Annotated in this window: 11 protein-coding genes; 6 read left to right on the top strand and 5 right to left on the bottom strand. The window is 39.1% G+C overall.

Going from position 1 to position 13,531, the window contains the following annotated elements:
- The first annotated feature begins 7 nt into the window (after positions 1 to 7).
- From htpG to JK629_RS09505, 3 genes are all read left to right on the top strand, one after another.
- Positions 8 to 1,900 carry a molecular chaperone HtpG gene (htpG, locus tag JK629_RS09515; RefSeq protein ID WP_202335398.1) on the top strand — a complete coding sequence of 631 codons (1,893 nt, stop codon included), beginning with the start codon at positions 8 to 10 and terminating at the stop codon, positions 1,898 to 1,900.
- Positions 1,901 to 2,090: 190 nt separating this feature from the next.
- Positions 2,091 to 6,596: an HYR domain-containing protein gene (locus JK629_RS09510; protein ID WP_202335397.1), complete on the top strand. Its 4,506-nt coding sequence runs from the start codon at positions 2,091 to 2,093 to the stop codon at positions 6,594 to 6,596.
- A gap of 132 nt (positions 6,597 to 6,728) precedes the next feature.
- The gene (locus JK629_RS09505) at positions 6,729 to 7,079 is read left to right on the top strand and encodes a DoxX family protein (protein WP_202335396.1); all 351 of its coding nucleotides are present in this window, start codon (positions 6,729 to 6,731) and stop codon (positions 7,077 to 7,079) included.
- A 15-nt stretch (positions 7,080 to 7,094) separates the two neighbouring features.
- Here JK629_RS09505 and JK629_RS09500 read toward each other — a convergent pair whose 3' ends face one another.
- Positions 7,095 to 7,871, bottom strand: coding sequence for a S1/P1 nuclease (locus JK629_RS09500; RefSeq protein WP_202335395.1), 777 nt, complete (start codon positions 7,869 to 7,871; stop codon positions 7,095 to 7,097).
- Positions 7,872 to 8,093: 222 nt separating this feature from the next.
- Here JK629_RS09500 and JK629_RS09495 point away from each other — a divergent pair, with 222 nt between their 5' ends.
- The 3 genes from JK629_RS09495 to JK629_RS09485 all read left to right on the top strand — a co-directional run bounded on the left by JK629_RS09495 (position 8,094) and on the right by JK629_RS09485 (position 11,201).
- The gene (locus JK629_RS09495) at positions 8,094 to 9,023 is read left to right on the top strand and encodes an alpha/beta hydrolase family protein (protein ID WP_202335394.1); all 930 of its coding nucleotides are present in this window, start codon (positions 8,094 to 8,096) and stop codon (positions 9,021 to 9,023) included.
- A gap of 43 nt (positions 9,024 to 9,066) precedes the next feature.
- Positions 9,067 to 10,404 carry a DUF819 family protein gene (locus JK629_RS09490; protein ID WP_202335393.1) on the top strand — a complete coding sequence of 446 codons (1,338 nt, stop codon included), beginning with the start codon at positions 9,067 to 9,069 and terminating at the stop codon, positions 10,402 to 10,404.
- Positions 10,405 to 10,487: 83 nt separating this feature from the next.
- Entirely contained in the window at positions 10,488 to 11,201 is a 714-nt protein-coding gene (locus tag JK629_RS09485; RefSeq protein ID WP_202335392.1) for a DUF4369 domain-containing protein, read from the top strand.
- Here the strand turns inward: JK629_RS09485 and JK629_RS09480 are convergent.
- The 4 genes from JK629_RS09480 to idi all read right to left on the bottom strand — a co-directional run bounded on the left by JK629_RS09480 (position 11,196) and on the right by idi (position 13,435).
- Complete coding sequence (locus tag JK629_RS09480) at positions 11,196 to 11,462, bottom strand: hypothetical protein (RefSeq protein ID WP_202335391.1); 267 nt, start codon at positions 11,460 to 11,462, stop codon at positions 11,196 to 11,198. The genes JK629_RS09485 and JK629_RS09480 overlap by 6 nt on opposite strands.
- Before the next feature lie 70 nt (positions 11,463 to 11,532).
- Entirely contained in the window at positions 11,533 to 12,510 is a 978-nt protein-coding gene (locus tag JK629_RS09475) for a type I phosphomannose isomerase catalytic subunit (RefSeq protein WP_202335390.1), read from the bottom strand.
- A complete protein-coding gene (locus tag JK629_RS09470) occupies positions 12,507 to 12,920 on the bottom strand; it encodes a 6-pyruvoyl trahydropterin synthase family protein (RefSeq protein WP_202335389.1) in 414 nt (137 codons plus the stop codon). Before JK629_RS09470 ends, JK629_RS09475 begins: the two co-directional genes overlap by 4 nt.
- Positions 12,917 to 13,435: an isopentenyl-diphosphate Delta-isomerase gene (gene idi, locus JK629_RS09465; protein WP_202335388.1), complete on the bottom strand. Its 519-nt coding sequence runs from the start codon at positions 13,433 to 13,435 to the stop codon at positions 12,917 to 12,919. Before idi ends, JK629_RS09470 begins: the two co-directional genes overlap by 4 nt.
- Between the last annotated feature and the right edge of the window lie 96 nt (positions 13,436 to 13,531).

Below are 13,531 nucleotides of genomic sequence, written 5' to 3'. Positions count from 1 at the left end.
AAGAAATATGAGCAAAGGAACTATTAATGTATCGGTGGACAATATCTTCCCGCTGATCAAAAAGTTTTTATACAGTGATCACGAAATTTTTCTTCGTGAATTGATTTCGAACGCGACGGATGCTACCTTAAAAATGAAACATTTGGCTAACATCGGCGAAGCTGAAGGCGTGGAATACGGCAACCCAATGATTGAAGTGAAGCTCGATAAAAAGAAAAAGGAACTTCGCATTATTGACCAAGGAATTGGGATGACCAAAGATGAAGTTGAAAAATACATCAACGAAATCGCCTTTTCCGGCGCAGAGGAATTCATCGAAAAATACAAAGATAAAAACGGAAAGGATGCCGGGATTATTGGGCATTTTGGACTTGGGTTTTATTCCGCTTTTATGGTTGCCAAAAAGGTGGAAATCATCACCAAAAGCTACAAAGATGAGCCAGCGGTACACTGGAGCTGCGACGGTTCGCCAGAATTTACCATTGAAAAAGCCGATAAAAAGGAAAGAGGGACTGAGATTATCCTTCACATAGCCGACGATTCTACCGAATTTTTGGAAGAAAGCCGCATCCGTGAGTTACTGGTGAAATATAACAAGTTTATGCCAATTCCGATTAAATTCGGAACGCGCACCGAAACCCTTCCAAAACCTGAAGGCGCAAAAGAAGACGACAAAGCGCCAACGAAGGAAGTTGACAATATTATCAACAATCCAAACCCGGCGTGGACTAAGCAGCCCACTGAATTGGAAGATAAAGATTATAATTCATTTTATCGCGAATTGTACCCAATGCAGTTCGAGGAGCCGCTTTTCCACATTCACCTGAACGTTGACTATCCGTTCAATCTTACCGGAATTCTTTATTTTCCGAAGATGACGAACGATATGAGCATTCAAAAGGATAAAATCCAGCTCTATCAAAACCAGGTTTTCGTAACCGATAACGTGGAAGGAATCGTGCCCGAATTCTTGACGATGCTCCGTGGGGTTATTGACAGTCCGGACATTCCGCTGAACGTATCGCGTAGCTATTTGCAGGCCGATGGCGCTGTGAAAAAGATTTCGAGCTACATAACCCGAAAAGTCGCAGATAAGTTGAAAAGTCTTTTCAACAATGACCGCGATGGCTTTGAAAAGAAATGGAACGACATTAAAATCGTTATTGAATACGGAATGTTGACTGAAGATAAATTCTTTGAAAAAGCACAGGATTTTGCCCTGTATCCAACGGTTGACGACAAATATTTCACCTTTTCAGAATTCAAGGAAAAAATAAAAGACGTGCAGACCGATAAGGACGACAATCTAGTACTTCTTTATGCTTCCAACAAAGAAGAACAGCACAGCTACATAGAAGCCGCCAAAGAGAAAGGATATGAAGTATTGCTTTTGGATTCGCCAATAGTTGCACATTTGCTTCAAAAAGTGGAAAGCAAGGAAGAGAAAATTTCCTTTGTACGCGTGGATAGCGATCACGTGGAAAACCTCATCAAAAAGGACGATGCACAGATTTCAAAACTTTCCGACGAAGAAAAGGAAACGCTGAAAACCTTTTTGGAAGGCGTTATACCGAAAGAAAAATTCAGCGTACAACTTGAAGCATTGGACAGCAATGCAAACCCGTTCATAATTACCGAGCCCGAATTTATGCGTAGAATGAAAGATATGCAGAAAACCGGTGGTGGCGGTATGTTTGGGATGGGAGGCTTCCCGGAAATGTACAATTTGATAGTAAATACCAACCATGAATTGGTTAGTGAAATCCTGAATACAAAAACCGAAAAGAAGAAAGAAAGATTGGTAAACCAAGCTCTCGATTTGGCAAGGTTGAGCAAAAATTTACTCAAAGGAGAAGAACTTACGGCGTTCATAAAGCGCAGTTATGAGATGATTAAATAAAATTAATCAAATAAAAAATATAAAAGGCCATTGCAAAATATACTGCAGTGGCCTTTTTTATTGATATTTCAGAATAATCTTAAATAGATTTTTATATACACAATATTTAACATAAAAACTTAAACATAATATGGTTTATTTCGGAATTTTAACATACTTTTAATGGTCTAACTATAAAATCATTCCGATTATGAAAAAAATTACAATGTTCTTAATTTTTGGGCTTTGCACACTATTTGTTGCAAATGCTCAGGAAGAAAGAGTAGCAACGGCGCTTGGTAATGCACGAGTGTCCGCAACGCAAAACATGCAGTCGCGTGCTTTGACCACAATTTATGAAACTGACAATTTAGGAGCCAATGGTGCTGAAATAACCGCAACCGCAAATGGCCCTAGTACTTCAATGGCAGATGCTATTGTTATGGCAGGCAGCAACAGAATACTACAAAAGGTAACGGTAAATGTTTTTAATTTAGCTTCTGCCGCTCCATATGATTTAACACTAAGCATATATACAGACTGTACCACTAATGGTGCAACAGGTGCTTGTGGTAGTGGACCCGGCACTTTAGTAGCAGCATCAACAGTTACACAAACGGTAACGCCAGGCCCTTTGGGCTTTATCTATTCCGTTGTTTTTACACTCCCCAATGTTAACCTCTATTCTGAAATAGACAATACCATTTCAGTTGCCCTCAAGGCAAGTAGAAATGATGTTTTTTGGATATTGAACGAAAATCCTGTAATTGGATCACAACCAGCTGGAGAACCACCCCTGAGCGTAGTTCAAAGGTGCGGAAGTATAGTGGCTAACAATGGCTGCACTAGAAACTTTGGCTTGATAAATAATTTTTCAATGAAGTTGGAGGCAGAAGCTGCTCCGCCAAACGATTTATGCGCTAATGCTATTACTATTACTGGCGATGGAACAATAAGTGGCACAACCGTTTTTGCAAGTACTGATTCTGGAAATCCATTTTGTGGCACTAGTATCACCTCCCCAGGAGTTTGGTATAAATTCACTGATAATTCAATTACCGGCTCTGCAGTTACCTTGAGTTTATGTGGAGGAGCTGCCTTTGATACTAAAATTAGCGTTTACAATGGTTCTTGTGGAGCTTTTACTTGTGTAGCAGGAAACGATGATTTCTGTGGTCTTCAAAGTCAAGTATCGTTTAATACTGATGGTTCTTCAACATATTATATATTAGTTCATAGTTTTGGAGGAGCCACAGGTCCTTTTGATCTGAATATTTCTGGATTTCCTGCAGTGGTTATAGGCGACCCACCAATTATAGCATGTCCGGCTAATATTGTCGTAAATAACGATTCCGGTGTTTGTGGAGCTGCTGTAAACTTTGCGGGAGTAGCTTTTGATACTGAAGACGGCAACATATCTGGAGATATAATTGCCACCCCGGCTAGTGGAAGTTTATTTGCTGTGGGAGACACTACCGTTACACTTTCGGTAACTGACAGCGATGGCAATACTTCAACCTGTCAATTTATGGTAACCGTTGTAGATAACGAAGCCCCTAATGTAATTTGCCAAAATATTACAGTTGAATTGGATGAAGATGGGTTATACGAGCTAGATCCACTTGAAATAGATAATGGTTCTTTAGACAATTGTAGTATTGTAACGTATGAGTTTGGCACTTCGGGACCTGCCGGTTCTGGAAATCTTCAGACTATTTTTGTGGGCACAAACGGAGGTAACCCAGGCGGTGCTGTCTATTTTGATGTAACAGTCGGGCCAAGTGATATTGCTCTTACTGCAATTGACGTAAATACTACTACTGCCGCCGGCGATCCTTTTACTATAAATGTCTATGCGTTTGAAGGAACTTATGTTGGCAATACCGGTAATCCCGCCCCATGGGGATCTCCAGTTGCATCAGGATCTGGAGTTACAGCAGGAACCGATGTTCCTTCTACGGCAACTTTAAGCTCTTCAATTACTTTGCAATCTGGAACAACATATGCTATGGCAATTGTGATGGACGCAACTCATGCGCATCGATACACAAATGGTAACGGAGCAAATCAAAATTTTTCAAATGCCGATGTTTCTATGTCGTTGGGGGCTGCAAGTAATATTCCGTTTAGCGGAACCGCTTTTAGTCCACGTGTATTTAATGGAGGATTGACCTATGATATTATTCCCGATGCTTTTGGTGGAACTTTCGACTGTTCAATGGTTGGTGCAAACACGATTTACTTAATGGTTACCGATGCAAGTGGAAATTCCTCTACGTGTGCAGCTACAGTTACAGTTGAAGATAATACCGCACCAGCTATCACTTGTATTGGTGAGCCCGCTACAGTAACCGATACAGTTTCTGATAGCCCAGCACTGCCAATTACCGACAATAACCCAGCGGGAGTATCGACCACAATAACCGTGGCGGACGATTTTGAAATTACCGATCTTAATGTAAACTTAGACATCACCCATACTTGGGTAGGTGACTTAATTGTTACACTACAGTCTCCTGCAGGGACAACTGCAGTGATTGTAGACAGAATGGGATATACCGGAACAGGGTTTGGTTGTAGCAGCAACAACCTTTTGATCACGCTTGACGATGAAGCAGCAAGTCCGATTGAAGACGAATGCCAGCCTGGTCCTCCTGCCGCTTCAGGTTCATTTACTCCTAACAATCCATTGTCAGCATTTGACGGAGAGAGCACGTTGGGAGACTGGACGCTAACTGTATCAGATAACGCCGGTGGAGATACAGGAACCCTTAATGCTTGGGGCATTGAATATTCCTATGATGTATCTGCAACACCACTTGATGTAATACTTGATGCAAATGGAATGGCAAGCATTGATCCTATGGACTTATTGATAAACATAGATGAGGCTTGTGGATATACTATTACAGTAGGAGGAACCGGTGGTGGAGGCATGGGTTCATTATCAACATTATTTACCTCTAACAACGGAGGAGCAGCCGGATGGACAGTTATGTATGATCTTACCGTAGGCCCAAATGATATTGAAATTACAGACCTTGAGGTTAATACTTCTAGCACCTCTGCAATCAACCTTGATTTTTATACCTTGGTCGGTAGCTATGTTGGAAATGAACTTAATCCCGGAGCCTGGGGATCTCCTGTAACTACAGGAACTGGAACGGGTGCAGGTACAGATGTACCAAGCAGCGTAACCTTAGCTTCACCTGTAACTTTAAATGCTAATACTACATATGGCATTGCAATTATCATGGATGCAGTACCACGCTATACTAATGGAGATGGTACCAATGAAGCATACTCAAATGCAGACCTTTCTCTAACCCTGGGTGCGGCAGTAAGCGGCGCGTTTAGCGGATCGGTTTTTTCTCCGCGTGTTTGGAATGGAACCATTAACTATACCGTAGGGGGAGGCTCTGGACTTGACTTTACCTGTGCCGATCTTGGGGAAAACCAGATTGAGGTTACTGTTACCGATGACAGTGGAAACGCATCCACCTGTATTGCAACCGTTAACGTTATTGACAATACCGCACCCGTACTTGTATGCCAGGACGCCACTATCGAGCTTGGCCCCGATGGCACTGCAACTGTTGACCCCATGGCGTTATTGGCTACATTACCAACCACCTATGAGGTAATGGTTATTGGTAGTGATAATGGTTCAATAGGTGAAGGTTTTACAGATTTTACCGTAAGTGTAACAGAAGCAGCGACCGTATCTTTTGATTGGGATTATACTTCAAATGATGATCCAGGTTTTGATAGTTTCGGCTACCTTTTGAATGGCACCTATACTCAATTGACTAATCCAGCACAGGGTAACCAATCTGGTAGTGCCTCTGTAGCTGTTGCACCAGGCGATGTTTTCGGATTCCGTTCGCAAACCGATGATAATCTTCTTGGAAATAATGAAACAGTGATAAGTAATTTTATGCCAGGCTTTGAAGGTCAATTTGATCCAGCGAACTGGAACCTTACACTTACTAACTCTGATGGTGATGCCTTTTTCGTTGAAATACCCGGAGGCCCCCTCTCATATGATGCTTGTGGTATTACTGTACTTGCGGTAGATGTGCCAACAGTTAGTTGTGCTGATATAGGAACGCCTATAACCGTCACGGTATTTGCCAGTGATGCTAGTGGTAATATTGCAGCCTGTACTGCAGTGATAACCGTAGTTGATCTTTTGGCACCAGAACTTACCTGCCCAGCCGATCAAACCGTTGATCCGGGAGCAGGCAACCTGTTCTACATCTTGCCTGATTATTTCGCCACTGGCGAGGCAACAGCTGATGACAACTGTACAGACCCTGTGACTATCACAACCCAAGACCCTGCTCCTGGAACAGCACTTCCTGATGGAACTTATACCATTACGATGACCGCCACCGATGAGTACGGAAACACAGCTACCTGTGACTTTGAGCTTATCGTGGAAACTGTTCTTGGCGTGGATACCAACTCACTGGATGCCGGACTGGCACTATATCCAAATCCAGCGAGCAGCGTTGTGAACCTTGTCAACAAGACCAACATCTCCCTAGAGAAGATGATGATCTATGACATAAACGGAAAACTAGTAAACCAAACAGACCTTCGCACTATGCAAGGTGAAAGAGCAGTAGATGTTTCATCACTTGCTTCTGGAGTTTACATGGTACAGATTATTGGTGACAACGCAAGCACTGTGAAGCGCTTGATTAAAGAATAATTTTCTTCATAAATAATTTAAACTTGAAGGCCTTCTTATGGAAACATAAGGAGGCTTTTCTATTTTGAAATATTCTGGCGCCATGGAATAGTCAAAAAAAGAGTACTTTTAAAATCTAAAAAAATTAACTTTATGTTACCGTGGCATCAATATTTAATGGGAGTGCTTTATATACTCGCAGGAATGAATCACTTTAGAAAACCAAAATTATATGAACGTATTATGCCTCCATATATTCCTGCACATACTACGGCGGTTATGTTAAGCGGTGTCGCAGAAATGGTTTTGGGCTTTATGATATTGAATAAAAATACACAGGAAGAAGCTGCCTGGGGAATTATTGCAATGCTTTTCGCTTTTATACCGGTACACATCTATATGCTCCAAAATGAAAAAGTAGCAATGAATTTACCTAAATGGCTGCTCATTTTGAGGCTTCCATTGCAATTTGGGCTAATGTATTGGGCATATATATACACCTAATGGAAGAGGCTGTGATTAACTAAAAACATTATTTAAAACTTCGGCCAAACGTATTCCACCCTTTTGAAGTTGAAATCGCAAAACATCCATATATTCATACATATACCCGTAACCTAGTTTTTCGCCAATTTCGGTATTTCCATAAATGTTTTCGCAAAGCGCACGACTTTCATACATCCAATCCAAAACAGAACCTTTTTTTATAGCTTCAACTTGTGGTTTAGTGAGCACATCAGTATTTACAGCAAGTTCGGTATAGGACATATCGTAAAAATCTAACATTTTGGAATCCCAAACCGTATGGAGATTGGTACCATCGCTAAACCAGCGTACCTGAAAATCATTACCACCTTTATCATCTTCCAAACCAATGTGCAAGGGTTGGTGCAGATCGCCCATAAAATGGACTAACATTTTTAGATAAAAAATCTTTTCTTCCGTTGGGGAATTATTGTTTTTTAAAACAGAAATGCATTTTTCAATTCCCTGAATAATATCACCATTTTCATTACGGTGATGGCCTTCATACTTTTCGCCGAAAGGGAAATTTACATAGTGCCACGGTTTGTACCCATCATATTGCCGGTCACTTTTAATATCATCAGCATAATTCGCTACAAATGCGAGGGAATGACCGTTCAGCAATTTTGAAATTTCCTTTTCTGTTTTTTTGTTTAAATATTTTTCGGCTATTTCACCTACAACCCTATGTCCGGTTTTTCCCCAGTCTTCTGCAGCAATAATACCGTTGGAAAGTAAACAGGTAAAAAGCACAATCATTATTTTTTTCATTATTGATAGTTTTAACATTGAGATAAGTCGTCAATTTCGGCAAAGATAACATCCCTAATTTCAAAACTGATTTAAAACTTTTCAAATACTAAAAAAAACAACTCATTATAAATAATTTCATTTATATAAGCTTGAAATATTCATATTAGACATAAAAGCAATATAAACCAGATTTGACTGTTAAAACATAACTACTGAATTGTCAAGTAAAATACACAATACATGAAAAATACGCTTGTAATCTTTTTTTTCTTCTTCGGAATAATAGCAACGGCCCAAAACAAAAAATATAATTCTGAAGATTTAAGCATCACTCCCCTAATTGATGGTACCTTAATGGTTCCGGAAAAAACCGAAAAACCACCTCTTGCAATAATAATAGGCGGTAGCGGTCCGACTGACAGGAATGGCAATCAGCAAATGGTGGTAAACAATTCCATAAAATTTTTAGCCGAAGGTTTATATGATAACAATATTGCATCATTCAGATATGACAAAAGAATTGTAAAGCAAATGAAAATGCGTGCTTTGAATGAAAAAAACATTCGTTTTGATGACTTTATTGAAGATGCTACGGCCGTACTCAACTATTTTAAGAAAGATGAACGCTTTTCAAAAGTCTACATCATCGGCCACAGTCAAGGCTCACTTGTGGGGATGGTGGCTGCTCAGCAAGCCGCAGATGGGTTTATTTCCATTGCGGGTGCCGGACAGGAAATTGATGATGTAATTATAGACCAACTTGCCAACCAAGCCCCAGGGCTAGTAGATAATGCCCGCACATCTTTTGACGATTTAAGAGCAAATGGGGTTGCCCTTAATTACAGTCCTGGCTTAGCTTCAATTTTTAGGAAAGAAATTCAGCCTTTCATATTCACTTGGATGCAGTATGATCCCAAGGTTGAAATTACAAAACTCAACATTCCAGTCTTAATCGTTAATGGTGATAAGGATATTCAAGTACAGGTTTCTGAAGCAGAATTATTAAAAAACGCAAAACCTGATGCAACATATGCAATCATTGAAAAAATGAATCATGTTTTAAAAGAAATTGAAGGGAATGATCTGGAGAATAGCAAGTCTTACAATATTTATAATCTGCCCGTAGCTCCTAAATTAATTTCAGTTATTAGTGATTTTATCAAAAAATAATACAAATTAAAAAATAATTGTATTTTGCGTCAAAACCATCAAAATGCAGGATACAACTACTGAAATAATAAGGGACACCACTCCCCTTTTTACCAACGATACTATTGTTTTTGGAATATTGATGATAGCCCTGGGCTTCATTTTTTACACCTCTTCCCGCGAAGAAGGATTTTGGAAAAAATTCTATGGAGTCGTCCCTGCACTTTTTATGGCTTATTTTCTTCCTGCTTTGCTGACTACAGCAGGAATTATTTCGCCAGATTGGACTTCCGTTTCTGAAACTGGCGAAGCTTCTAAAGGAAGTACTAGTCTATACTATATGTCCAGCCGTTATTTATTACCCGCCGCGCTGGTGCTAATGACGCTGAGCATCGATTTAAAAGGCGTTCTCAACTTAGGGCCTAAAGCCTTGATAATGTTTTTTGCAGGAACGATAGGGATTGTACTTGGGGGACCGTTGGCAGTTTTGATAGTTGGAAGTATCCATCCCGAGGCTGTGGGCGGTGAAGGTGCCGATGCCGTATGGCGGGGACTCTCTACACTTGCAGGAAGCTGGATTGGCGGAGGTGCCAACCAAACGGCAATGCTTGAAATTTACGGTTACAACCAAAAATTGTATGGCGGGATGGTATTTGTGGATATTGTAGTAGCAAACATTTGGATGGCCATCATTCTCTTCGGAATTGGGAAATCTGCAAGAATTGATAGATGGTTGAAAGCAGATACTTCAGCAATAGAAAGTTTGAAGGACAAAGTTTCAGATTATGCCAAAAGCGTAGATAGAAACCCCACTTTGACCGATTTGATGATTTTGGCAGCCATTGCTTTCGGAACGGTAAGTTTTGCACATTTCGGAGGCGATTGGTTAAGTGCCTATTTTACATCGGTAGTAGATAGTATTCCAAAAGGAATAACGCGAAATATATTTACTTTTTTGGATTCCAGTTTCTTTTGGATGATAACCATAACCACAATTATTGGAGTGCTACTTTCTTTTACAAAACTAAGAGCTTATGAAGGTGCGGGCGCTAGCAAGTTTGGAAGTGTATTTATATACATTTTGGTAGCGAGTATAGGAATGAAAATGGACTTGACGCTTATTTTCGACAATATGTGGCTTATTGTTATAGGTCTGGTTTGGATGGCCGTACACGCAGGTATTATGATTTTGGTAGCAAAGATGATTCGCGCACCCTATTTCTTTTTGGCCGTGGGAAGCCAAGCAAACGTTGGTGGAGCGGCTTCGGCACCTATAGTTGCTTCTGCTTTTCACCCTTCACTGGCAACGGTTGGGGTTCTTTTGGCTGTGTTTGGCTATGCCATTGGTACAGTAGCTGCGATTTTATGTACGGTTTTGATGCAATTGGCTTCAGGCGCATAAAAATTCTAAAAAAAATATCATCTTTGCACCTTAAAAAATCTCAATTGCTATTGGCTTAGGTTTGTCCTTTAAAAAAATATAAGATGCGCTATATTCTTTCCCTTACCATAATCTTCCTTACGTTGCTAAGTTGTTCCACAGATACGGAAACGATGAATCTTACCGGAACAGTGAAAGGACTTAAAAAGGGCACGTTACTACTACAGAAATTTGAAGACACGGTATTGGTTACCGTAGATTCTGTAATCGTTGACGGAAATTCAAGTTTTTCCTTTTCTGAAAAAGTGGAAAGTCCTGAAATTTATTATTTATATGTAAGGCTTAAAGATGGTAGTCTTCGGGACGACCGAATTACATTTTTTGCTGAAAATGGAGAATTGAATATCGAAACGAAATTGGAAAATTTTGGCAGTGCCGCAACAGTAAAAGGCTCCGCAAACGATAGTATTTTAAAGGAATATGACAAACTGAAGCAACGTTACGTGGCAAAAAATCTTGAATATATTGAACAACGTTTCAAAAAAGGAAAGAAAAATAACGATTCATCAGAAATAGATTTAAACAGAAAACAACAAGCGCTTATATCGAGTAAATATTTAACTACAATCAATTTTGCGCTAAACAATAAAGATTATGAAGTAGCGCCCTACTTGATTTTGAGCGAGGCCTATAATTCAAATATCAAATACTTGGATACTGTCTATAATTCATTGGCGCCAAAAATAAAAGACTCCAAATACGGTAAGGAATTGGAGTCTTTTATTGTAAAGCGTAAAAAGGAAGATACTATACTATAATGCGTTTATCTTATCTATAAGCTTTCTGCCACGTTCCTCAAGTTCAGTATTTACTGCTTTAAAATGTTTCTTTTTATCTTCCACATCCTTTTGGTTTACTTTTGTAATTAGCTCATCAAAAGTTACAATTGCTTCATCAATAATTGCTTCAGCCTTTTTGTTGTCTTTATCTGGATTGGTTAGCTCCCAAATGTAAACTGCTTCAATAATATCACCCAAGACATAGTTAATGTCTTTTTTTAAATCTCTTACGTTTGCCATAATTTTCCCGCTAAGGCGGTATTTTTTAATTAATTGTGAATTTTTATAATTTCGGCAAAGGTACGAACAATTAAGGAATGTACACTTCTAAAAATGATGCTGAATTGGTACTGAATTTGAGCTCTGGCAATTGTGCAGGAATCAGGATAGTTTCTCCCATTTTAATTTCTTCTAAAAAATCGTCAGATTTCAGTACTGCGTTTCCTTCTATGCACATATATACGGTAAAAGAAGGGATATCTTTTAGGTTTCGGATGTAATTTTTAGAAAGCACGAGTTTGTTTACGGTAAAAAAATCTGTTGTACTGATAAGACTGGGTAAATTTTTTACTGGGGAATAAGCAATTTTGGAGTTTGATTGGTTAAACTTAATTGCCCCTAAAGCTAAATCAGTATGCAATGCACGCATTTGGCCATTAGTATCGGGCCTATCCCAATCATAAATACGATAGGTGATATCTGAAGTTTGTTGAATTTCAGCCAAAAGCACTCCTGCTCCTATGGCATGAACGGTTCCAGGCTTTAAAACAAAAGCGTCATCTTTATTTATTGGTATGGTATTCAAGATTTCGGTAATTTTGCCTTCAGAGAGATAATGAACATACTGCTTTTGGTTAATCTCTTTATTGAATCCCACTATAAGCTTGCTGTCGTTTTCCACATTCAAGATATACCACATTTCAGTTTTTCCGAAGGAATTATGCCTTTCTTTAGCTAAAAAATCGTCAGGATGAACTTGAACGGAAAGATCTTCACGAGCATCAATAAACTTGAATAGTAATGGAAATTGATTCCCAAATTCTTGATAGACTTTTTCTCCAACCAGTTTTTCTTTATAATTTTTCAATATCCAATTGAGCGTATGTCCTTTTAAGGGGCCATTTGCAATTTCAGAAATACTATCTTCCACCCCTGAAATCTCCCAACTTTCTCCCACATATCCTTTGGCAGTTTTGTGGAATAGCTTTTGTAATTTATTTCCTCCCCACACTTTTTCTTTCAGTATAGGGGAGAATTTTAAAGGATATAATGGAGGTAATGTAATCATTGATTACCGTTATAGAAAACAAAGTTACGTGGCGTTTCATAGAGTTTCACTGAAATACCATATTTTGAATCAATTCGCATCCTGATTTTGTTCCAGATCACAACAGCTATATTTTCTACGGTGGGATTAAGATCTTTAAATTCGGGGACTTCTATGTTTAAATTTTTGTGATCAAAGGAATCTTCAACTTCTTCTTTAATAATATTACTTAAAATTTTAAGATCAATCAAAAAGCCTGTCTTTGGGTCAATTTCCCCAGAAATTCCAACTTCCAACTCATAATTATGACCGTGATAATGGGGATTACTACATTTCCCAAACACTTCAAGGTTTTTAGCATCGTCCCATTCTTTTCTGAAAAGTCTGTGGGCGGCGTTAAAATGTGCTTTTCTATAGACGGTAAGGCTCATATAAGTAAGTGTTGGTAAAATTTATCAAAAATAATTTTAAACCATGCAGTATAAATTTCTGGGTTGACTTGAATATCTTTTTTTACTTCTTCCAAGCCAATCCATTTCCACGCTGCTACTTCGTCTGGATTGATATCGGGAGTTCCATCAAAGCTTCCCACAAGAATATGGTCCAGTTCGTGCTCTGTGAGACCATTGTCAAAAGGTGCTTTATAAATGAAGGAAGTTGTTTCTTTTAAACCTGTGACAAAACCCATTTCTTCATAAAGTCTTCTTTTTCCAGCATCCAGCGAAGATTCGCCATCTCGCTGATGGCTGCAGCAAGTGTTGGTCCAAAGCCCTGGAGAATGATATTTATGAACGGCACGTTGTTGTAACATCAGTTCCTTTTTTGAATTAAAAATAAAAACTGAAAATGCCCGGTGTAGAACCCCTTTTGCATGGGCTTCCTGTTTGAGCATTAACCCAATTTTCTCATCCTTTTCATTAACGAGGATTACCTTTTCTTCTTCCATTAATAGCCCTTTGGGTTCAAAAGTACGAAAAGGGAAAACGTTTTAAAAGCAAAAAGCGCCCAATAGCAAGTATTGAACGCTTCTTATTATTTAATT

The organism is Aequorivita iocasae (assembly GCF_016757735.1).
Classification (GTDB): domain Bacteria; phylum Bacteroidota; class Bacteroidia; order Flavobacteriales; family Flavobacteriaceae; genus Aequorivita; species Aequorivita iocasae.
The sequence above is the reverse complement of the archived record's forward strand: the minus strand, read 5'-3'. Positions and strand labels throughout refer to the sequence as shown.

Coding starts and splice junctions, on each gene's coding strand:
- JK629_RS09485 (WP_202335392.1), top strand. CDS start 10,488: ATGCGCTATATTCTTTCCCTTACCATAATCTTCCTTACGTTGCTAAGT.
- JK629_RS09495 (WP_202335394.1), top strand. CDS start 8,094: ATGAAAAATACGCTTGTAATCTTTTTTTTCTTCTTCGGAATAATAGCA.
- JK629_RS09480 (WP_202335391.1), bottom strand. CDS start 11,462: ATGGCAAACGTAAGAGATTTAAAAAAAGACATTAACTATGTCTTGGGT.
- JK629_RS09505 (WP_202335396.1), top strand. CDS start 6,729: ATGTTACCGTGGCATCAATATTTAATGGGAGTGCTTTATATACTCGCA.
- JK629_RS09470 (WP_202335389.1), bottom strand. CDS start 12,920: ATGAGCCTTACCGTCTATAGAAAAGCACATTTTAACGCCGCCCACAGA.
- JK629_RS09500 (WP_202335395.1), bottom strand. CDS start 7,871: ATGAAAAAAATAATGATTGTGCTTTTTACCTGTTTACTTTCCAACGGT.
- JK629_RS09475 (WP_202335390.1), bottom strand. CDS start 12,510: ATGATTACATTACCTCCATTATATCCTTTAAAATTCTCCCCTATACTG.
- JK629_RS09490 (WP_202335393.1), top strand. CDS start 9,067: ATGCAGGATACAACTACTGAAATAATAAGGGACACCACTCCCCTTTTT.
- idi (WP_202335388.1), bottom strand. CDS start 13,435: ATGGAAGAAGAAAAGGTAATCCTCGTTAATGAAAAGGATGAGAAAATT.
- JK629_RS09510 (WP_202335397.1), top strand. CDS start 2,091: ATGAAAAAAATTACAATGTTCTTAATTTTTGGGCTTTGCACACTATTT.
- htpG (WP_202335398.1), top strand. CDS start 8: ATGAGCAAAGGAACTATTAATGTATCGGTGGACAATATCTTCCCGCTG.